Source organism: Oscillibacter ruminantium GH1, from assembly GCF_000307265.1.
In the GTDB taxonomy this organism is placed as follows: domain Bacteria; phylum Bacillota; class Clostridia; order Oscillospirales; family Oscillospiraceae; genus Oscillibacter; species Oscillibacter ruminantium.
In genome coordinates, this window is record NZ_DF158899.1 from 69,810 (window position 1) to 88,341 (window position 18,532).

The following is an 18,532-nucleotide window of genomic DNA, read 5'->3' on the forward strand; positions in this document are numbered from 1 at the left end:
CTATGAAAAATCAGACCTACCGCATGACCATGCTCTACGATTTTTATGGAGAACTTCTTACTGACCGTCAGAAAGAGTTCTTTGACTACTACTACAATGACGACCTGTCCCTGTCGGAGATCGCGGAGAACGCGGGAATTTCCCGTCAGGGCGTCCGAGATGTGATCGTTCGGGCGGAAGGCATCATGCAGGAGATGGAGGACAAAACCGGCCTCATCCGTCGGTTTGAGTTGATGCGCACTCATGTGAACAGCATCGTTTCCGCAGTTGAAGAGATTAAATCGTTGAATGACCGCCAGTATGAGGACAAGCGTCTCATGGAGTTGGCGGATACCATCGCGGCGGAAGCCGCCGCGCTCAGGGAGTAACCGATGGCATTTGAAGGACTCACAGAAAAACTGAACGCCGCTTTTAAAAAGCTGCGGGGCAAGGGCCGCTTGTCGGAAAACGACGTGAAGGAGGCCATGCGGGAAGTCCGTCTGGCGCTGCTGGAAGCGGATGTGGGATACAAGGTCGTCAAAGACTTTGTGGCCAAGGTCACGGAGCGGTCCGTCGGCAGCGACGTGCTGGACAGTCTGACCCCCGCGCAGCAGGTCATCAAGATCGTCAACGAGGAGTTGACGAATCTGATGGGCGGAACGGATTCCAAGCTGATTATGGCCAACAACGGCCCTACCGTGGTGATGTTGGTGGGCTTGCAGGGCGCGGGTAAAACCACCAACGGCGCAAAGCTGGCAGGGTATCTGCGCAAGCAGTATGGCAAGCGTCCGCTGCTGGCGGCCTGCGACGTGTATCGTCCCGCCGCTGTTGAGCAGTTGAAGGTCGTTGGCAAACAGCTGGATCTTCCCGTTTATGACGAAGGGCAGGGCGACCCGGTAAAAATTGCGGAGAACGCCGTGAAACACGCCCGGGACCACGGCAACGATCTGGTGCTGTTGGATACCGCCGGACGGCTCCATGTGGATGAGGCTTTGATGGACGAGCTGCGGCGCATGAAGGCCGCCGTCCGTCCCAACGACATTCTGCTGGTAGTAGACGCCATGACCGGTCAGGACGCGGTGAACGCCGCCTCCGCCTTTAACGAGGCGCTGGGGATCGACGGTGTGATGCTCACCAAGCTGGACGGTGACGCCAGAGGCGGCGCAGCCCTCTCTATCCGAGCCGTCACCGGAAAGCCCATCAAATTTGCGGGCACCGGCGAAAAGCTGGACATGATCGAGCCGTTCCATCCGGACCGTATGGCTTCTCGTATTCTGGGCATGGGTGACATGCTGACGCTGATTGAAAAGGCCCAGTCCAATTACGACGAAAAGCAAGCGGCAAAACTGGAGGAAAAGCTGCGGAAAAACCGCTTCACGCTGGAGGATTATTACGATCAGCTCCAGCAGCTGCGCGGCATGGGCGATCTGAGCCAGATTGCCGGGATGCTTCCGGGCATGGGCGACAAGCTGAAAGACGCTACTATCGACGAAAAGGCGTTGTCCCACACGGAGGCCATTATCCTCTCCATGACGCCCGCAGAGCGGGAAGACCCCAGCGTTCTAAACGCCAGCCGCAAGCGGCGGATCGCCGCAGGCAGCGGATGCGCGGTGATGGAGATCAATCGGCTTTTAAAGCAGTTTGATATGATGCAGCAGCTGACAAAGCAGGTCACCCGGGGCCGCTTCACCGGTTTCGGAGGCATGGGTCACGGCCTTGGCAAGAAAAAGCGAAAGAAAAAGTAACTCCCCCTTAACAGTATATAAGTGCAAGCGCATTTATAGATAAAAAACAAACATTATTTTTTGGAGGTACACATTTATGGTTAAGATCAGACTGCGCCGCTTGGGCGCCAAGAAGGCTCCCTTCTATCGTCTTGTTGTGGCTGATTCCCGCGCTCCCCGCGACGGCCGCTTCATCGAGGAGATCGGCACTTATAATCCCTGCGTCTCCCCCGCCGAAATCAAGATCGACACCGAGCGCGCCCAGGCATGGATTAAGTCCGGCGCTCAGCCCACCGACACGGTGCGCTCTCTCCTGAAAAAAGTGGAAGTCCTCTAAGCCGGAGGGCACGTCATGAAGGACTTGCTGCTCTATATCGCCAGAAACCTCGTGGACGATCCTGACGCCGTCTCCGTCACGGAAATCCCCGGCGAACAGGAACTGACGTTGGAGCTGCGCGTCGCCCCCGACGACATGGGCAAGGTCATTGGCCGTCAGGGTCGCATTGCAAAGGAGATTCGCACAGTTGTGCGCTCCTATGCCCAGCGTACCGGCGTCAAGGTTTCCGTTGATATCGTGGACTGACGAAAAGGAGGATGCGAAAGCATCCTCCTTTTTCTTGCACTGAAAAGCCGAACCTCCCAGGTTCGCTCAGCCGTCCGCGTCCTGTGTGCGCTCTTGAAAAAGCTGGTACGGTTCAATGCGAAGAATCGCGCATAGACGAAACAGGATATCCAGAGATGGAACCTTTTGAACACCCTCCGCTTCAATATGACTAATATGGGCGCGGGAGATATTGGCTTTCAGCGCCAGCCCCTCCTGCGTCAAATGCCGCTTTTTCCGATAGTATGCAAGGTTATCTCCCAGCAATTTATAATAGTGCGCATAGTCCTCCATCCCAATCTCCTCCCTTTTCTCAATGCTAACTGAAAAGCAGCGATAATTTGCTTGCTTTTAGTTAGCAGTTATTGTAGTATTAGAAAAAAGGTCTTGAGATAAAAGACAGGAGGGCTTTCAATATGAATCGAAAAATCTATCGCAAGCTAGCAAAAAAGCATGGAGTAACGGTTGCGGTGGTAAGGCAGGATATGCAAGCAGCTCTGAACGCCGCTTATCAGAGTCCAAGCCATACACAAGCGCAAGAAGCTGTTTTGCGCGGCAGTGACGTTCCCACCCCGGAGGAATTTATTCGTCATGCCGTCCATGAAATTTACCGGCGAGCAGATGAGGGTTCGCGATATCCCCTTGTCCATTAGCCGAAAATAGTCTATACTATTGTGTAAATGAGCGCATCCCGCTCAAGACCAATCGCGTCAAAAGGAGACCTTTTATGAAACTGGACTTTATTCAAGTGGGCCGCATTGTCAATGCGCACGGCATCCGCGGCGAGGTTCGCCTTCTGCCCCGTGGCTTCGATCCGGCCTTTCTCACCACCTTTAAAACCTTCTACCTCGGCAAGGAGAAGACCCCCGTCGTCCCCACCGCCAACCATGTGCACAAGAGCTTTGTTCTGCTGAAATTTCCCGGCGTGGACGATATGAACGCGGCCCTCACCTATAAGGAGCGGCCGGTCTTTATCCGCCGGGACGACGCCGACGCCAGCGTTCCCTTTGATGAGGAGTTGCTGGGCATGGACGTGAAAAACGCGGACACCGGAGAACTTTTAGGCAAGCTGACGCTGGTGGAAGACTATCCCGCCAGCAAGGTCTTTACCGTCACGGGAGAAAAGACCTATCTCATTCCCGCCGTGCCGGATGTGTTCATCGTCTCCGCGGATCTGGAATCCAACGTGATGGAAGTCCACATTCTGAAAGGGATGGCAGCTGATGAGAATTGACATTTTGACCTTGTTCCCAGAATCAGTGGACGCCATGCTGAACGTCAGCATTCTGGGCCGCGCACAGGAGCGGGGCTTCATCGCTATCCAGTCGCATCAGATTCGGGAGTACACCACCAATAAGCAGATGCAGGTGGATGATTATCCCTATGGCGGCGGACGGGGCGCGGTGATGCAGGCCGACCCGCTTTACCGCTGCTGGGATCATGTGGTGCAGACCTTCGGCCCGGGGCGGACGATTTACATGTCCCCTTGCGGGCGGGTGTTTACGCAGGCCGTTGCCAAGGAGCTGAAAGCGCGGTACGAGCATCTGATTCTGGTCTGCGGCCACTATGAGGGTGTGGATCAGCGGTTTTTAGACGAGTGCGTGGACGAGGAGCTGTCCATGGGAGATTTCGTCCTCACCGGCGGAGAAATTCCCGCCATGGCGGTGTGCGACGCAGTTTGCCGCATGGTTCCGGGCGTTTTGCCGGACGAAGAGTGCTTCACGGAGGAGTCCCACTGGAACGGGCTTTTGGAATATCCCCAATACTCCCGCCCCGCTGTCTGGCATGAGCGGGAAGTCCCGCCCATCCTTGTCTCCGGCGACCACGCAAAGGTAGCGGCTTGGCGAAAAAAGGAAAGCTACAAGCGCACTATGGCCCGCCGACCGGACCTGTTTGCCGCCTTTGATGAGACACAGCTTACTACCAAGGCGGAGCGAAAGGTCCTTCAGCAGGCCAAGGAGGAATTTGCCGCTGAAACAACGACGCATCCCGCCGAGAGTTGACTTTGGCGGGGGGCTGATGCCTTTACGCACGATCTTTTACGGACAGTAAATACCAACATTTTTTTATGAAGGACGGTGGTTATGCCACTGTCCTTTTTGTCCCTATTATGGAAAAACGCAGGAAATATTTTATTTTATTGTTGTAATCCCTCCCAAAAAAGCAATAATTTGGGCTATTTTGCAATTTTATCCCATTATTGACATCATTGCAGTTTTCCCGTCACCTCCATTGCTGATCCCCAATTCCCAAAATACGAAACTTTAAGAAGTGAGGCTCGCAAACATGAGAAAAAGAAACCTGCACCCCCAAACAGAAACGCCTGTGAAAACCAGCAGAAGAAAAAGCATTCAGAGCAAGATCATTTTGCTGGCAGTATCCGTCTCTGTCCTTTCCCTGCTGCTTTCCAACATTATCAGTGCTTCCATCACCACTTCATCAGGGAAAAATCAGCCTATGCTCTGCTGCAGGATCAAACCGTCAGCGTCTCGGCACAGGTTTCGGAGTATATGAACAAGGCCTATGCCGTTACAGAGTCTCCGGCCTACGGTGCCGATATCCGTTCCTTCGACCCGGAGACTCAGCGCAACGCACTGACGCAGGCCATTGAGAACAACCCCTACTTTGTTCTTTTCTATCAGCAGGGAAACGACGGTATGCAGACCGCGAGAAGCTCCGGCGAGCTGGGCAGCCGGGCCGACCGCTGGTGGTTTAAGCAGATTCAGTCGGGCAAGCAGCCCTTTATCACCAAATCCTATTTCAGCGTGGGTGCCAACGAGGCCGTCACCTCCGTGATCTATCCCGTGTATCCCGCAGGACAAAGCCGGACCATGTCTGCTGTTCTAGGCGCAGATCTGAGTCTTGCAAAGCTACAGGAGATCGTGGATGCGTACAACACGGCCGACACCTACTCCGTGATTCTGGACGGCGAAGGGGTGGTGGTCGCCCATCCCGACGCCCAGCAGGTTTCTGAGATGTATAACTACAAAACCGGCGCAAAAACCGTGCTGGTCAACGGACAGGCGACTCAATCCGCCATTGACCTGCCCGCTTCCCTGCAAAGCCTGTCCGCCGCGGTTCTTTCCGGTGAAAGCGGCGTGGAGGAAAGCGCCGCAGCCAGCGAGCAGCTTTCCGCGCAGGCGCAGGCGCTGAAAACACTGGTGGACGGCTTCACCCTTCGGGACAGCGCGGAGAGCTGATCTCTAATTCTGCCCCTTTTTCTGAAATAACAGCTAAAACGGGAGTCCGCAGAAATCTGCGGACTCCTGTTTTTTGTCAGAGAGCAAAGAAAACGGTTTTCTTCGCCTGAAAAAAGTGATATGATAATATTCATTACAAAAAAGTGAGCCACACTTTCCGTTCTGCTCAGAATCCAGTCTTGCTTTTGGGTCAGAGCGGATCGGTTGTCCGCTTCATACTGGTTTTTAAGGAAAAGGTACATAGGGGTGGCCTCCTATCCGTCGGCGGTCCTGCCGAGGTTCGTTCCGCGCTGGCCCAACATCCTCCCCTTTCTTGAAGGTGCAGTATCAGATGCGTTACAACCGTCCGTCAGAATTGCGGGCTCACAGCCGCCGCGCTGTGCGGCGGCAGGAAGGAGCTGTTCGTATGATTTCTCAGGAAATGCTGGCTCTGGGCCAGTCTCGCTCCTGTATTCGGGAGCTGTTTGAATACGGCATGAAGCAGGCCGCCATCGTGGGAAAGGAAAACGTCTTCGATTTCTCCATCGGGAACCCCTCTATCCCTTCTCCCCCACTGGTAAACGAGTCCTTTTTGGACATTGTCCGCACAGAGGACAGTCTGGACATCCACGGCTACACCTCCGCCGCCGGTTACGCGGGAGTGCGCAAAGCCGTGGCAGACGATCTGAATCAGCGGTATGACGCACACATCCGTCCGGAGAATCTGTTCTTCACCTGCGGCGCGGCACCGGCGTTGATCGCCGTGGTACGGGCACTGGCAGTAAAGGATGCGGAGATTGTGGGTGTGGCCCCCTTCTTTGCCGAGTATCGGCCCTTTATTGAGGGCAACGGCGCTAAATTCGTGGTCACGCCGCCGGATATGGAGTATTTTCAGATCCGGCTTGACGAGATGGCCGCCCGCATCAACGAACACACGCAGGCCGTCCTTATCAACTCTCCCAACAATCCCTCCGGCGTGGTCTACACAAAGGAGACACTGGAAAAGCTGGCAAACCTCCTGACGAAAAAAAGCCGTGAGGTGGGTCACCCCATCTATTTGATCTCCGACGAGCCGTACCGCGAGTTGGTTTATGACGGTGCGGTGGTAAGCTGGGTTCCCAGCATCTATCCCAACACCGCGGTATGCTACTCTTATTCCAAATCCCTGTCTCTGCCCGGTGAGCGCATCGGCTATGTCTGCGTACCCGACGGCGCTGCGGACAGCGCAGAGTTGTATGCGGCGGTGGCTGGTGCGGCCCGGGTTCTGGGGCATGTCTGCCCTCCCTCCCTGCAACAGCGGGTGGTAGCTCGGTGCGCAGCGGAGCGGCCGGATCTTGCGGCCTATGACAAGAACCGCAAGGCACTGTACGAGGCGCTGACTTCCTACGGATACGTCTGTCCCAAGGCCAACGGCGCGTTTTACATGTTTGTCAAAGCTCCCGGCGGCAGCTCCAAGGCTTTTTCCGACCGGGCCAAGGAAAAAAACGTGTTGATAGTTCCCGGCAATGATTTCGGCTGCCCGGAGTATTTTCGCCTCTGCACCTGCGTGTCTTACGACACCATCCAGCGGAGTTTGCCGCTGTTCAAGGAACTGATCGACTCCTTCCAATAATTTGAACCTTAAAAGGCCTGTCCACAACGGATTTCCACCACTTGTGATAATCCGTTTCGGGCAGGCCTTCGTGCGTTTGAGAGATATCTTCGGCTATATTTTTTAGGCGCAACACATGGACAATGACAAACCGGACTTTCCACTTTATCCATGAAATAGATCTCCTTCCGTCAACGAAGTGAATCAGCATACTGTTTTCGCTCATCTGTTATCCATGCCCTGCGGTTCGCAAGGATACTGCCATTCCCCCGCCCTGCACAGGTCTTTTGCAAAGGGGCAAAAAAAGAGTGCTCCGTCCTAGAACGGAGCACTCTTTTTGTCGATATGGAATACCGATTCTTACTTCAGCTCGACCTTAGCGCCGGCTTCTTCCAGCTTCGCCTTCATAGCCTCGGCGTCGTCCTTGGAGATGCCTTCCTTCAGAGTGGCGGGAGCGCCCTCGACGGTAGCCTTAGCCTCAGCCAGACCCTGCTCGGTGATCTCGCGGACAGCCTTGATGACCTTGATCTTGGCAGCGGCGTCAAAGCCGGTCAGGACCACGTCGAAAGAGGTCTTCTCCTCAGCAGCGGGAGCAGCAGCGCCGGCAGCGGGAGCAGCCATAGCGGCGGCAGAAACGCCGAAGGTTTCCTCCAGAGCGTGCACCAGCTCGCTCAGCTCCAGAACGGTCAGACCCTTGATCTCTTCGATCATAGCGGTAACTTTCTCAGACATAGTAGTAGCCTCCTAAATAAAAGTTATTAGTTTTTTGAAACGACTTGCCGCTTATTCAGCAGCGGGAGCAGCCTCGGCAGGAGCGGCTTCGCCGCCCTTTTCTGCGATCTGCTTCAGGACCACGGCCAGACCCGTAATGGGAGCCAGCATGGTACCCAGAACCTGCGCCTGCAGGACGGGGAGTGCGGGGATAGACGCCAGAGACTGGATCGTGGCGAGATCCACCACTTTACCGTCCATGAAGCCGCCCTTGATCTCGAACTTGCCGTCCATCTTCTTAGCGCAGTTGCTCATGATGCGGGCGGGAGCCACAACATCATCAGACAGAGCCAGAGAAGTCGTGCCGTTCAGCAGACCGTCCAGCTCGCTGAGCCCGGTGTTGTTAAACGCGAAACGGAGCATGGTGTTCTTGACAACTGCGTAGTCCACGCCATTTTCACGGCACTCCTTGCGCAGGGCGGTATCCTCCTCGACGGTGATACCCTTGTAGTCCACGATGACGCCGGCGGTGGCCTTCTGCACCTTTTCGGTCAGCTCTGCCACGATTGCCTGCTTTGCACTCAAGACTTTTGCGTTAGGCATTTTTGTTTCACCTCCAGAGATTTTTGAGGGGCGCTCCGCACTCTGGCTTTCGCCCGTAAGCGGAGGGTCCCGAGGTGCGTTCTAAAAGAGAACCGTCCCTGTGACACAAAGACACAGGGACGGAATAGCTTCATAAAAAGCCGCCCTCGGCAGGATTTCCGGGAATCATCCCCACCTGCTGTCTTTGGAACGCATCTGTTATTATATCAAACCGTCGGAATTTGTCAAGAGGCAAATCCGCAGTCAGATATCGTGTTTGGTCTTAGACCAGCTTGGCGGAGTTCATCTTCACGCCGGGGCCCATGGTGGAAGCCACCACGCAGCTGCGGATATACTGACCCTTAGCGGTAGCGGGCTTGGCCTTGACAATTGCGCCCATGATGGCGTTGTAGTTCTCGACCAGCTTCTCGGGACCGAAGGATGCCTTGCCGATGGGGCAGTGGATGATGTTGGTCTTGTCCAGACGGTACTCAATCTTACCGGCCTTGACTTCCTTAACAGCCTTGGCAACGTCGGGAGTGACGGTACCGGCCTTGGGAGAGGGCATCAAGCCCTTGGGGCCCAAAACCTTACCCAAACGGCCAACCACGCCCATCATGTCAGGGCTGGCAACAACCACGTCGAAGTCGAACCAATTTTCCTTCTGGATCTTCTCCACCATGTCCATATCGCCCACATAGTCCGCGCCGGCTTCTCTCGCAGCGTCGGCCTTGTCGCCTTTGGCGAAAACCAGCACGCGGACAGTCTTGCCCGTGCCGTGGGGCAGAACGATGGCGCCGCGGACCTGCTGGTCAGCGTGCCGGGAGTCCACGCCCAGCTTTACGTGCAGCTCGACAGTCTCGTCGAACTTGGCGGTGGCACTCTTGCAGACCAAGCCCATGCCTTCCGCCGCATCATAAAAAGTGTTTTTATCGATCAGCTTAGCGCTGTCGGTATACTTCTTGCCTCTAAACAATGTTATTTCCTCCTCATAGTGGTTCTTCGGAATCTATCCTCCCACTGTATGCGGCATTTGCGCCGCGCAAACGGTGATGGGTGAATCAGTCGCCCACCACAACGCCCATGGAACGGGCGGTGCCGGCGATCATGCTCATGGCCTTCTCCAGATTGGCGGCGTTCAGGTCGCGCATTTTGATCTCAGCGATCTTCTGGATGGATGCCTTGGAAATGGTTGCCACCTTGGTCTTGTTGGGGACGCCGGAGCCGGATTCAATGTTGCATTCCTTCTTGATCAGGACCGCCGCAGGGGGAGTCTTGGTGATGAAGGAGAAGGAGCGGTCGGCATACACCGTGATAACAACCGGGATAATCATGCCCATGTCGTTCTTGGTGCGCTCGTTAAACTCCTTGGTGAATGCGGCGATGTTGACGCCGTGCTGGCCCAGAGCGGGGCCGACAGGGGGGGCGGGAGTCGCTTTGCCCGCGGGAATCTGTAGTTTCACATAACCGGTAATTTTCTGTGCCACTTTAGTAGCACCTCCTGTTTAAATTGTGGTGGCGGCCGAAAGGCCCCCTTTGGCGGGACATTTCAGTCCCTCCCACTTCTGTCCGGACAAAAGCGTCCGGTCATTCAGCCAATGATCTCCAGCTGATCCAATTCCAGTTCCACGGGGGTTTCCCGTCCGAACATGGAAACCATCACGGAGACACGGTTTTTTTCGGGTTCGATTTCTTCCACGATACCGGTAAAGCTGGACAGGGGGCCGTCCACAATCTTCACATGGCTGCCCACTGCGTACTTCACTTCGATCTCGTGCTTTTCCATACCCATGGATAGGACCTCTTCCTCCGACAGAGGAATGGGCTTGTTGCTGGCTTCGCCGACAAACCCGGTCACGCCGCGGATATTCCGCACCAGATGCCAGGTATCGTCCGTCAGGACCATCTTGATCAGCACATAGCCGGGGAACACCTTCCGCTCCACTTCCTTGGAAGCGCCGGACTCGGTGATCTCCGTGACCGTTTCCAGAGGAATTTCGATTCTCAGAATCATATCCTCCATGTTGCGGCCCGTCACAAACTTCTCAATGCTGGTCTTAACTGCGTTTTCATAGCCGGAATAGGTATGGATGACATACCACTTCGCGCTCTCTGCCATCCCGCGCCCCTTAGCTCAGCACGCCGATGAGCAGCTGGACGCCGTTGACGAGAACATAGTCGAAAATCCAGATGCATGCGCCGATGAGCAAAGAGCACAGCAGCACGGTACCCGTGTTCTTGACGACAGTTTTCTTGTCAGTCCAGACGATCTTCTTCAGTTCGCTTTTCATTTCCCGGAACCAGCGGCCCCGGTCTTTCTTCTTAGCTTCTTCTGCCATTCCTACACGCCCTTTCTTATCGTTCGGTCCAAATCACTTGGTCTCGCTATGGAGCGTGTGCTTCTTGCAGAAGGGGCAATACTTGTTCAGTTCAATCTTGTCCGGGGTATTCTTCTTGTTCTTCATGGTATTGTAGTTTCTCTGCTTGCACTCGTTGCATCTCAGGGTCACTTTTACGCGCATTTAACGGCACCTCCTTATTATTGGCCTCCTGTCCGGCTTGAGCCGGGGAAGCCGACTGCCTCCCTGCCCTCTAAAGTGGCTGACGCCCTGCGCGAAAAGCGAAAAACGCGCATGACAATTAAGCCCTTTTTCACAGGTAACTAATATTTTAACAGAAACAAACCGGAGAGTCAACCTGTTTTTCAGCTTTTTCGGAATATTTTTGCAATTTTCTTACGAATTTTTCTTAAAAGTGAGATATCCCTCTAAAATCAGCGCTGCCGCCACCGCGTCCACGGTCTTTTTCCGCTTCTTGGCGTTTTGGCCGTTCTGCATCAAAATCTGGTGCGCGTCGATGGTGGTTCGCCGCTCGTCCCACAGCGTGACAGGAAGGCCCACTGTCTCACGCAGCAGCCCTGCCATGGCCTCCGCCTTCTCCGCCCGGGGGCCTAGCGAGCCGTCCATATTTTTCGGATAGCCCAGCACCAGCTCCTCCACAGCGTATTCCTCCGCCAGTTTTTTCACGCCCTCCGCCACCTGCTCGGGACGGTAGGCGTTAATAACGGTGGTGGTCCCGGCCATAAAGCCGGTGGGATCAGAAATGGCGATGCCGGTATGGGCGTCGCCGTAGTCGATGGCCATAATGCGCATAGAAGTCCTCCAAACCAAACAGTTTACTTTCAATATACCACTGGATAATACCACACTCTGCGTCTGGGCACAAGGCGCGAAGCCCGTCAGTCCGCTGCTTCATCCAGCCGCGCCGCCAGCCGAGGCAGCACCTCGGTCAGCGCCTGTTTCCCATTGTACTGCATCTGGAGCACGTACCGTCCGTCCCGAACGAACAGATAGGCGCAGGTACCCGCCCCCGGCTCGTCTGCCGACCAGACCTCGTCAACAAGATCAGTCTCCACCCGCACTGCTTTTTCGTACCGCTCCAAATACCAGTCCAGTACATAGGAACTTTCCCATGCAAAGGGCATTTTATAACAAATAGTTTCCAGTGACGTCAAGCCGATATCCACTGCGGCGCTCTCATAAATCCGGCTCTCCACCGCACCGGTAACCGTCCGATCCCGGTTGAAAATTCCGTCTGCCAAGGCAAGGTCCTCCCGGCCCTCCAACTCCGATAAGCGCACCGCCGGAAAATCCGGCGCGCCTTCCGGCATGGGCAGGGACTGCGCATCTTTGGTGCTATCAGCCATCTGCACACATATCAGCGGAACGAACAAGAGCACGATCAGTCCCATCTGAACCGCCATGCGCAGCACGCCATAGCGGAAACGGCGGCGGTAGCTTGCCCGGTGATCCAGCGGCTCTCCCTGCATCAGTCGCTTACGAAGCCGCCGGACGCTGCGCAAGCGGGAGAGGTAAAATACCGACCAGAATATCCAGAGGGGGATTTGCACCCATCCGGCGTCTATTTCTCCGTAAAGCAAGAAGGCCCCTATCGCACGGGAGTTGCCCATTGGGTATACGCACAGGCCGACAAATACCAGTAAAGCCACAAGCGCCCATAAAGTGTCGGAAAAACTGACTCGATTGAGCCTTCGCAGGGACTCCGCCTGCTCCTGCGGGTCGGTGTGCAGTTCAGGGACAGTGGCGTCCTCGTCGGCTTGGAAAATGTAAAATTCGATATTCCCGCCAAACATGCGGGACTCCTCATTTGTCAACACCCAGTGCCACCCACAGGAATCGTACAGCGCCAACTCGTCCGCCGTCAGTTCCCGTGAGAGCACATCGATGCGGTAGCGGACGTTTCGCGCCGTTCCCCGCCGGAAACGCGCAAAGCACAGCCCGATACTCTCAAGGAACAGCCCCTCCTCCGCCATGTCGGTCAGCCAGCTTTCCATCCGGTCAATGCTGTAAAGATCCTGCGGAAGCCACTTGCGGACTAATTTCTCTGTTACCGCACTTGTCTCGACCTTATCAAACATACGCCTCCCCCTCTCTGCTTACGCCTCGTCCAGTCGCGCCGCCAAAATCGGGAGTATCTTATCCGTACACCCATCCCGGAACGCCGCCCTTTCTTCTTCGGTTCGGCCAACATTGTGGTTGGTGTAAGAGAACGTCACGATGTACTGCCCGTCCCGGACATAAAGCGCATACTGCCAGTCGTCTTGCGCTCCGGGAGCGACCGCCCACGCCTCATCCACCAGATCCGTATCCACCTGCGTGGCCGCAGCGGTCCAGTATTCGTCAGAAATTCCCCGGTACCACTTTTCCTTCAACAGCGCGTCAAACGCGCGATCAGCCTTCCCCTCAAAGAGCAGGCGGTAGCAGGTGGTACTCAACGTGATCTGCATCCTGGTTTCCGGGTCGTTTCCGCGCTCCCACAGTCTGTTCTCTACCGTGCCGGCCCATGTCAGCTCATGGTTGCTTTCGCCCTCAACTGCGTCCGGGCTGTCCAAGCCCTTGTGAATCTCCGCCAAACGCACCGCCGGAAAATCCGGCGTTCCCTCCGGCAGGGGGCGTGTGCCGTCCAACGCAGAGAAAGCCAGCTGTGCCAACAGCGTGACCATGGCCAAAGCCCACAACAGCGGTTTCAGATAGGCAGTCAGCGCGTAGAACCGGTGGGCGGCGCGATAGTCCGCGTGGTGATCCAGCGGCGTTCCGCCCGCCAGACGCTTATAGAGCCGCCGGACGTTCCGCCAGCGACGCAGGCCTTCCACCACGGCGAAACAGCTGAACAGCGTCCAATAAACATAGGTGGCGTCTCCATTTATCAAAAAGTCAAACTGATGCTGCGCATACAGGTGTCTCTTTAGAGAAGACCAGCTCCAAAAGAGCAAAAGAGCCACGCTCAGACATAAATCCCACATACCTCCCCGGTGGAGCCTTCGCAGAGATTCCGCCTGCTCCATCGGGTCCGTGTGCAGCTCCGGGATTGTGGCGTTCTCATCGGTCTGATAAACATAGAAATACACGGGAGTCCAATGATTCTCTATTTCCATCACCACAAAATGCCAGCCGCAGGAGTCATATAGCGCCAGTTCATCCTCTGTCAGCTTTCGGGACAGCACATCTATGCGGTATCGGGTTTTGCGGGGTGTCCCTTTCCGAAAATAAGCAAAGCAAGCACCAAAATGGTCGATAAACAAGCCCTGCTCCGCCATGTCGGAAAACCAGCTCTCGTTGCGATCCAAATCGGAGATATCGTCCCGTATCCATCTGCGGACGGTATCGCTCCCGTCCGCCGCACGATGCTCTACTCGGTCAAACACTGCATTTCCCCCTTCCACCGTTCCTGATCGTCCAGCATGGAGCGCAGCCGCTCCGTCTCCATCCGCAGCGCCGCCCGGCCTGACTCCGTGATGGCGTAGACCTTCCGCCGCCCGTCGTCGCTGACGATTTCAATGAGTTTTTCTGTTTCCAGCCGGGTCAAAACGCCGTACAGCGTCCCCGGCCCCATCTGCACCCGTCCCCGGGACGCCTGCGTCACGGCCGACATCAGCTGATACCCGTGGCTCGGGACCGTCAGCGTCAGCAAAATATAATACATGGCCTCGGTCATTGGTCCGGCGGCTCCCATTTTATCCTCTCCTTCTATATCGCGTCGCGATATATCGTATGGCATAATAGTAATCCATCAACCGCTCTATGTCAATACAAACTGCCAAAATCTCAGGTAAGAGTGGAGAGCCGTCCTTTGGGACAACTCCCCGAAGCGCGAAAAAAGCGCGGGCGCGCCGGAGCCTTCGCTCCTGCGCACCCGCGTCCTAATTCATTTGCGCCGGGACTTGGCCCGGTTATTCCACCGTAATGCCCTTGTCGGCAAAGGCTTTCAGCAGACGATCCATATCGGAGGGAATGGTGATCGGCTCGCCGCAGGCCTTAATGGCATTGGCCACATCCTTCAAGCCGTTGCCGGTGACCACGCTGACCACCGTGTCGTTCTTTCCCAGAATCCCCTGCTCACAGAGTTTTTTCACGCCCGCCGTTCCGGTAACGCCCGCAGGCTCACCGAACACGCCGCAGGTGCGGCCCAGCAGCTTCTGCGCCGCCATGATCTCCTCGTCGGACACGTTGACCACGATGCCGTTGGATTCCCGAATCGCCATCAGCGCCTTGTCCGCGTTCCGGGGAACGCCCACGGCGATGGAGTCCGCCAGCGTGTTCTCCTCCATGGGATACCAGTCCTTCTTTTCCGAGATGGCCCGGTTCAGCGGGCAGCAGCCCTCTGCCTGTGCGGAGATCAGCCGGGGCAGCTTGTCAATAAAGCCGATGGCATACAGGTCCTTCAACCCCTTCCACACGCCCGCGATGGTGCAGCCGTCGCCAACGCTGATCGCCAGATAGTCCGGAACCTGCCAGTTCAGCTGTTCCATGATCTCCAGCGACACCGTCTTCTTTCCCTCGGAGAGATAGGGGTTGATGGCGGCATTGCGGTTGTACCAGCCCCACTTTTCAATGGCGGCTTTGGACAGCTCAAAGGTATCCTCATAGCTGCCCTCCACGGAAATCACCGTAGCGCCAAAGGTCATCAGCTGGGCTACCTTGCCCTTGGGCGCGCGGGAAGGAACAAAGATGTAGGTTTTCAGCCCGGCCGCCGCCGCGTTGCCCGCAAGAGAGCTGGCGGCGTTTCCGGTGGAGGAGCAGGCGATGACCTTTGCTCCGGCCTCCCGTGCCTTGGCTACCGCCATGGCGCTGGCCCGGTCCTTCAAAGACGCGGTGGGGTTTTGTCCGTCGTCCTTAACCCACAGCTGCTTCACGCCCAGCTCCGACGCAAGGCGAGGCTCCTCGTACAGCGGGCTGTTGCCCACCCGCAGAGGGGTGTTCTCCGTCGTCTCCTCAATGGGCAGCAGTTCCCGGTAGCGCCACATGGAGCAGTCCTCCCGCGCGGCCAGCTTCTCTTTGGTCAACTGGGTTTTGATATACGCATAATCGTAAACGATATCCAAAATTCCCCCGCATTCGCAGGTGGTTAAATCCGGCGTGGCGGGGTATTCTTTCCCGCATTTCACGCACTTGCCGTACTTCACGTTTTTCATGCTTCGGTTGCTCCTTATTTATAAGATTCGCCCTGCTCCCCATCCTCTTTTAGGTTCTCCAGCGCCACCCGAACCGCTTCCACCACGAAGGCGGTAAACGTACAATCTTTGCCTTTGATTGCTTCCTCCACCTCGTCAATTAAATCGTTCGGCATCCGAATGCTTTTACTTGTAGTCGGTGGAATTTTTGGAATTTGAAATTTTTTCATAATGCACCTCGCAATACAATTCGTCATGCATATTGTATTGCGTGTGCAATTTTATATGTGAGCTACATTTGTACTACATTCGTATTGCATTTTGTGCAAATTTGAATTAAAGTAAAGGTAGAAAGGAGATGAACCCGCCTATGGAGAATCTTCCCAAATACTACATTACCCTTTTTAACGCGGTATCAGAGGCCATCGACGCGCTGGACGCGTTGAACCTCGGCACAGCAAGAGCATGTCTGGTTCGGGGACAGCAGGAAGCGGAGGACGAGTATGTATCCGTCTGCGAGGCAGCCTGCCGGACACAATAAGCGGCAGGGCGGGGCAAAAGCCCCGCCCTGAGGCGTTTTGATCGACTTACAGAGACTTCAGTACGCCGGTGGCCTCGTTGAACTCGTTGATGAGCGCATCCAGCTCCGCGGCCTGCTTGTGGACGGCGTCCCAAGTGCCCTCGGTGTCGTACCACTGGGCGTTCAGGTCCTCCACCTGCATACCCTGCTGCTCGACCCAAGTGTAATACTTCAGGTTGTGGACGCGCTTGCGCTCGGCATAGGTCAGCTCCAGCAGATTGTCAGTCTTCTGGCCCAGCATATGCAGGGCGTGATCCTTGCCGGCCTCGACCACATTGTAAGCGCCGTGCTTCTCGTTCAGCTCGTCGATACGGCTGCCGTACATCACAGCGGAGTCGGTCAGAACGGTGGCGACCACATCATGCTCGGTCAGTTCGTAATACTTCGCCATCTTGATGCAGCACAGCACGTTGGCGATGCCGGAAATGCCCAGCCAAGTCAGCTTTTCAATCAGCTCATCAGAAAGCTTCAGCTCTTCCTTGAGGTACTTCTTGCCGTCCTCCGTGTTGAACAGGCGCAGCAGACGCTGAGAGTCCTCATCGTCGATGGCGATGGCCATGTCGGTGTTCTTCACGTTGTGAATCCAAGGAATGTGCTTGTCGCCGATGCCCTCGATCCGGTGGCCGCCGAAGCCGTTGTCCAGAATGGTGGGGCACTGCAATGCCTCGCCCACGCCCAGTTTCAGGTGGGGATACTTATCCTTCAGCAGATCGCCCGCGCTCATGGTGCCGGCGGAGCCGGAGGTGAAGCACGCACCCGCGAAATTGTCGCCGGGGTTCTTGATGGCCTCGAACAGGTCGGCAAGAGCGTTACCGGTAACATTGTAGTGCCACAGGGGGTTGCCCATCTCGGCAAACTGGTTGAAGATCATCATGGAGGGGTCCTGCTTCAGCTCCCAAGTCTTGTCGAAGATCTCCTTCACGTTGGACTCGCAGCCGGGAGTGGCAATGATCTGTCCAGCAATGGTCTTGAGCCAGTCAAAGCGCTCCTTGGACATGTCCTGAGGCAGAATGGCCACGGACTCGCAGGCCAGCAGCTTGGAGTTGAAGGCGCCGCCGCGGCAGTAGTTGCCGGTGGAGGGCCAAACGGCATGGTGATAGGTGGCGTCAAACTGGCCGGTGACCAGACGCGGAGCGAGGCAGCCGAAGGATGCGCCCACCTTGTGGCAGCCGGTGGGGAACCACTTGCCCGCCATGGCGACGATGCGGCAGGGCACACCGGTGAGAGAGGAGGGCAGCTCCACATAGTTGGGCACGGCCTGGAAAAGGCCGCCGGTTTCCTTGGCCTCGTTCTTCCAAGTGATACGGAACAGGTTCAGGGGATTCACGTCCCACAGTCCCACGTTTTTCAGCTTGCTCTGGACCTTTTCGGGGATCGTCTCGGGGTGCTGCATCTGGGCAATGGTGGGGATCACCACATGGTTTTCCTTGGCCTTTTCAATGTTGTGAGCCAGTCCCTGCGGATTTTTTGTAAAATCAATCATTATTCTTTGCCTCCTGTTTTTGAATCATCAATGTAAGAATATAAGGTATACTTTGAAATACCGAAGTACTTTGCCACCTTGTCGCCCGACTTGGTGACGAGAAACGCGCCGTTTTCGTTGAGGAAGCGGATGGCCTTCACCTTGTCGTCCTTGTTCATCAGGGCAACGGGCTTGCCCACCAGGCTGACCGATTGGGTGATGAGATCGTCCAGCAGATCGTTGATATTGACGATTCTCTCCGGCTCCATAGTCTGCGGCCCGGGAACGCTGGTGAGGGACCGCACCGCATCCTCCACCATCATCAGTTTTGATACGTCGTAGTTGATGGAAAGGATCGCGATCACCTTTTTGTGCGCGCCCCGTATGTACACCGTGGAAGATTTCAAAATCTTCCCGTCCGGTGTGCGGGTCAGATAACAAAGATGGTCCTCTGGCTGGGCGTCTGCCTGCGTGAGCTGGTCCAGCACCACATAAGACGCGCCGTCTCCCACCTTGCGGCCGGAGACGTGTCCGTTCTCGATGGCAACGATGCAGTGATCCGGGTGGCGGCTCAGGTCGTGTACCACCACCTCGCAGTCGCTGCCGAACTGAGCGGCAATTCCTGCGGCGATCTGCCTGAGCATTTCCAGTT

General features: G+C 55.9%; 26 protein-coding genes and 1 other annotated feature. Of the genes, 10 read left to right on the top strand and 16 right to left on the bottom strand.

The genetic code is table 11. The annotated features are described in order from the left end of the window. The first annotated feature begins 2 nt into the window (after window positions 1-2). The 4 genes from ylxM to ON16_RS10545 all read left to right on the top strand — a co-directional run bounded on the left by ylxM (window position 3) and on the right by ON16_RS10545 (window position 2,286). Complete coding sequence (ylxM, locus tag ON16_RS10530; protein ID WP_040662128.1) at window positions 3-368, top strand: YlxM family DNA-binding protein; 366 nt, start codon at window positions 3-5, stop codon at window positions 366-368. A 3-nt stretch (window positions 369-371) separates the two neighbouring features. After that, on the top strand, window positions 372-1,724 hold the full coding sequence (gene ffh, locus ON16_RS10535) for a signal recognition particle protein (RefSeq protein WP_040662129.1): 1,353 nt from the start codon (window positions 372-374) through the stop codon (window positions 1,722-1,724). Between the two features lie 76 nt (window positions 1,725-1,800). Continuing rightward, a complete protein-coding gene (rpsP, locus tag ON16_RS10540; protein ID WP_040662132.1) occupies window positions 1,801-2,040 on the top strand; it encodes a 30S ribosomal protein S16 in 240 nt (79 codons plus the stop codon). Between the two features lie 15 nt (window positions 2,041-2,055). After that, complete coding sequence (locus ON16_RS10545; RefSeq protein WP_040662135.1) at window positions 2,056-2,286, top strand: KH domain-containing protein; 231 nt, start codon at window positions 2,056-2,058, stop codon at window positions 2,284-2,286. Between the two features lie 66 nt (window positions 2,287-2,352). Here the strand turns inward: ON16_RS10545 and ON16_RS10550 are convergent, their stop codons facing one another. Continuing rightward, window positions 2,353-2,598: a helix-turn-helix domain-containing protein gene (locus ON16_RS10550; RefSeq protein ID WP_040662137.1), complete on the bottom strand. Its 246-nt coding sequence runs from the start codon at window positions 2,596-2,598 to the stop codon at window positions 2,353-2,355. A 122-nt stretch (window positions 2,599-2,720) separates the two neighbouring features. Here ON16_RS10550 and ON16_RS10555 point away from each other — a divergent pair, with 122 nt between their 5' ends. From ON16_RS10555 to ON16_RS10575, 5 genes are all read left to right on the top strand, one after another. After that, window positions 2,721-2,957: a sporulation initiation factor Spo0A C-terminal domain-containing protein gene (locus tag ON16_RS10555; RefSeq protein WP_051131690.1), complete on the top strand. Its 237-nt coding sequence runs from the start codon at window positions 2,721-2,723 to the stop codon at window positions 2,955-2,957. Window positions 2,958-3,031: 74 nt separating this feature from the next. Continuing rightward, window positions 3,032-3,538 carry a ribosome maturation factor RimM gene (gene rimM, locus ON16_RS10560; protein WP_040662140.1) on the top strand — a complete coding sequence of 169 codons (507 nt, stop codon included), beginning with the start codon at window positions 3,032-3,034 and terminating at the stop codon, window positions 3,536-3,538. Beyond that, the gene (gene trmD / locus ON16_RS10565) at window positions 3,528-4,307 is read left to right on the top strand and encodes a tRNA (guanosine(37)-N1)-methyltransferase TrmD (RefSeq protein WP_040662143.1); all 780 of its coding nucleotides are present in this window, start codon (window positions 3,528-3,530) and stop codon (window positions 4,305-4,307) included. The genes rimM and trmD overlap by 11 nt, the downstream gene beginning before the upstream one ends. A 507-nt stretch (window positions 4,308-4,814) precedes the next feature. Beyond that, complete coding sequence (locus ON16_RS10570; protein WP_040662146.1) at window positions 4,815-5,504, top strand: PDC sensor domain-containing protein; 690 nt, start codon at window positions 4,815-4,817, stop codon at window positions 5,502-5,504. A 406-nt stretch (window positions 5,505-5,910) separates the two neighbouring features. Continuing rightward, on the top strand, window positions 5,911-7,095 hold the full coding sequence (locus ON16_RS10575; protein ID WP_040662149.1) for a pyridoxal phosphate-dependent aminotransferase: 1,185 nt from the start codon (window positions 5,911-5,913) through the stop codon (window positions 7,093-7,095). Between the two features lie 339 nt (window positions 7,096-7,434). On the opposite strand, the gene rplL is transcribed toward ON16_RS10575, so the two are convergent. From rplL to ON16_RS10640, 13 genes are all read right to left on the bottom strand, one after another. Continuing rightward, on the bottom strand, window positions 7,435-7,806 hold the full coding sequence (gene rplL / locus ON16_RS10580) for a 50S ribosomal protein L7/L12 (protein ID WP_040662152.1): 372 nt from the start codon (window positions 7,804-7,806) through the stop codon (window positions 7,435-7,437). Between the two features lie 51 nt (window positions 7,807-7,857). Continuing rightward, window positions 7,858-8,388: a 50S ribosomal protein L10 gene (rplJ, locus tag ON16_RS10585; RefSeq protein ID WP_040662155.1), complete on the bottom strand. Its 531-nt coding sequence runs from the start codon at window positions 8,386-8,388 to the stop codon at window positions 7,858-7,860. 77 nt (window positions 8,389-8,465) lie between these two features. After that, window positions 8,466-8,594 (bottom strand) — a sequence feature (ribosomal protein L10 leader region). A gap of 56 nt (window positions 8,595-8,650) precedes the next feature. Beyond that, window positions 8,651-9,343 (bottom strand): 50S ribosomal protein L1, encoded by a 693-nt coding sequence (rplA, locus tag ON16_RS10590; protein ID WP_040662158.1) that lies wholly within the window; start codon window positions 9,341-9,343, stop codon window positions 8,651-8,653. Between the two features lie 85 nt (window positions 9,344-9,428). Beyond that, window positions 9,429-9,854, bottom strand: a complete 426-nt coding sequence (gene rplK / locus ON16_RS10595; RefSeq protein ID WP_040662161.1) for a 50S ribosomal protein L11 — start codon at window positions 9,852-9,854, stop codon at window positions 9,429-9,431. A 104-nt stretch (window positions 9,855-9,958) separates the two neighbouring features. After that, complete coding sequence (gene nusG / locus ON16_RS10600; protein ID WP_040662164.1) at window positions 9,959-10,486, bottom strand: transcription termination/antitermination protein NusG; 528 nt, start codon at window positions 10,484-10,486, stop codon at window positions 9,959-9,961. A 10-nt stretch (window positions 10,487-10,496) separates the two neighbouring features. Continuing rightward, window positions 10,497-10,706, bottom strand: coding sequence for a preprotein translocase subunit SecE (gene secE, locus ON16_RS10605; RefSeq protein WP_040662166.1), 210 nt, complete (start codon window positions 10,704-10,706; stop codon window positions 10,497-10,499). Window positions 10,707-10,739: 33 nt separating this feature from the next. Then, entirely contained in the window at window positions 10,740-10,889 is a 150-nt protein-coding gene (gene rpmG, locus ON16_RS10610; RefSeq protein WP_014118663.1) for a 50S ribosomal protein L33, read from the bottom strand. 213 nt (window positions 10,890-11,102) lie between these two features. Then, window positions 11,103-11,519: a Holliday junction resolvase RuvX gene (gene ruvX / locus ON16_RS10615; RefSeq protein ID WP_040662173.1), complete on the bottom strand. Its 417-nt coding sequence runs from the start codon at window positions 11,517-11,519 to the stop codon at window positions 11,103-11,105. An 86-nt stretch (window positions 11,520-11,605) separates the two neighbouring features. Next, window positions 11,606-12,805, bottom strand: coding sequence for a DUF2812 domain-containing protein (locus tag ON16_RS10620; protein ID WP_040662177.1), 1,200 nt, complete (start codon window positions 12,803-12,805; stop codon window positions 11,606-11,608). 18 nt (window positions 12,806-12,823) lie between these two features. After that, window positions 12,824-14,092: a DUF2812 domain-containing protein gene (locus ON16_RS10625; protein WP_040662180.1), complete on the bottom strand. Its 1,269-nt coding sequence runs from the start codon at window positions 14,090-14,092 to the stop codon at window positions 12,824-12,826. Then, on the bottom strand, window positions 14,077-14,400 hold the full coding sequence (locus ON16_RS10630; protein WP_040662183.1) for a PadR family transcriptional regulator: 324 nt from the start codon (window positions 14,398-14,400) through the stop codon (window positions 14,077-14,079). The genes ON16_RS10625 and ON16_RS10630 overlap by 16 nt, the downstream gene beginning before the upstream one ends. A 217-nt stretch (window positions 14,401-14,617) precedes the next feature. Continuing rightward, window positions 14,618-15,859 carry a threonine synthase gene (locus tag ON16_RS10635; protein ID WP_040662185.1) on the bottom strand — a complete coding sequence of 414 codons (1,242 nt, stop codon included), beginning with the start codon at window positions 15,857-15,859 and terminating at the stop codon, window positions 14,618-14,620. 14 nt (window positions 15,860-15,873) lie between these two features. Further along, window positions 15,874-16,068: a YlcI/YnfO family protein gene (locus ON16_RS10640; RefSeq protein ID WP_040662188.1), complete on the bottom strand. Its 195-nt coding sequence runs from the start codon at window positions 16,066-16,068 to the stop codon at window positions 15,874-15,876. 140 nt (window positions 16,069-16,208) lie between these two features. Here ON16_RS10640 and ON16_RS15790 point away from each other — a divergent pair, with 140 nt between their 5' ends. Next, the gene (locus ON16_RS15790) at window positions 16,209-16,379 is read left to right on the top strand and encodes a hypothetical protein (protein WP_158441615.1); all 171 of its coding nucleotides are present in this window, start codon (window positions 16,209-16,211) and stop codon (window positions 16,377-16,379) included. Window positions 16,380-16,425: 46 nt separating this feature from the next. Here ON16_RS15790 and ON16_RS10645 read toward each other — a convergent pair whose 3' ends face one another. Both ON16_RS10645 and ON16_RS10650 read right to left on the bottom strand, forming a co-directional pair. Further along, window positions 16,426-17,901: a pyridoxal-5'-phosphate-dependent protein subunit beta gene (locus tag ON16_RS10645; protein WP_040662191.1), complete on the bottom strand. Its 1,476-nt coding sequence runs from the start codon at window positions 17,899-17,901 to the stop codon at window positions 16,426-16,428. Continuing rightward, window positions 17,901-18,524 (bottom strand): helix-turn-helix transcriptional regulator, encoded by a 624-nt coding sequence (locus ON16_RS10650; protein ID WP_040662194.1) that lies wholly within the window; start codon window positions 18,522-18,524, stop codon window positions 17,901-17,903. The genes ON16_RS10645 and ON16_RS10650 overlap by 1 nt, the downstream gene beginning before the upstream one ends. Window positions 18,525-18,532 lie beyond the last annotated feature (8 nt).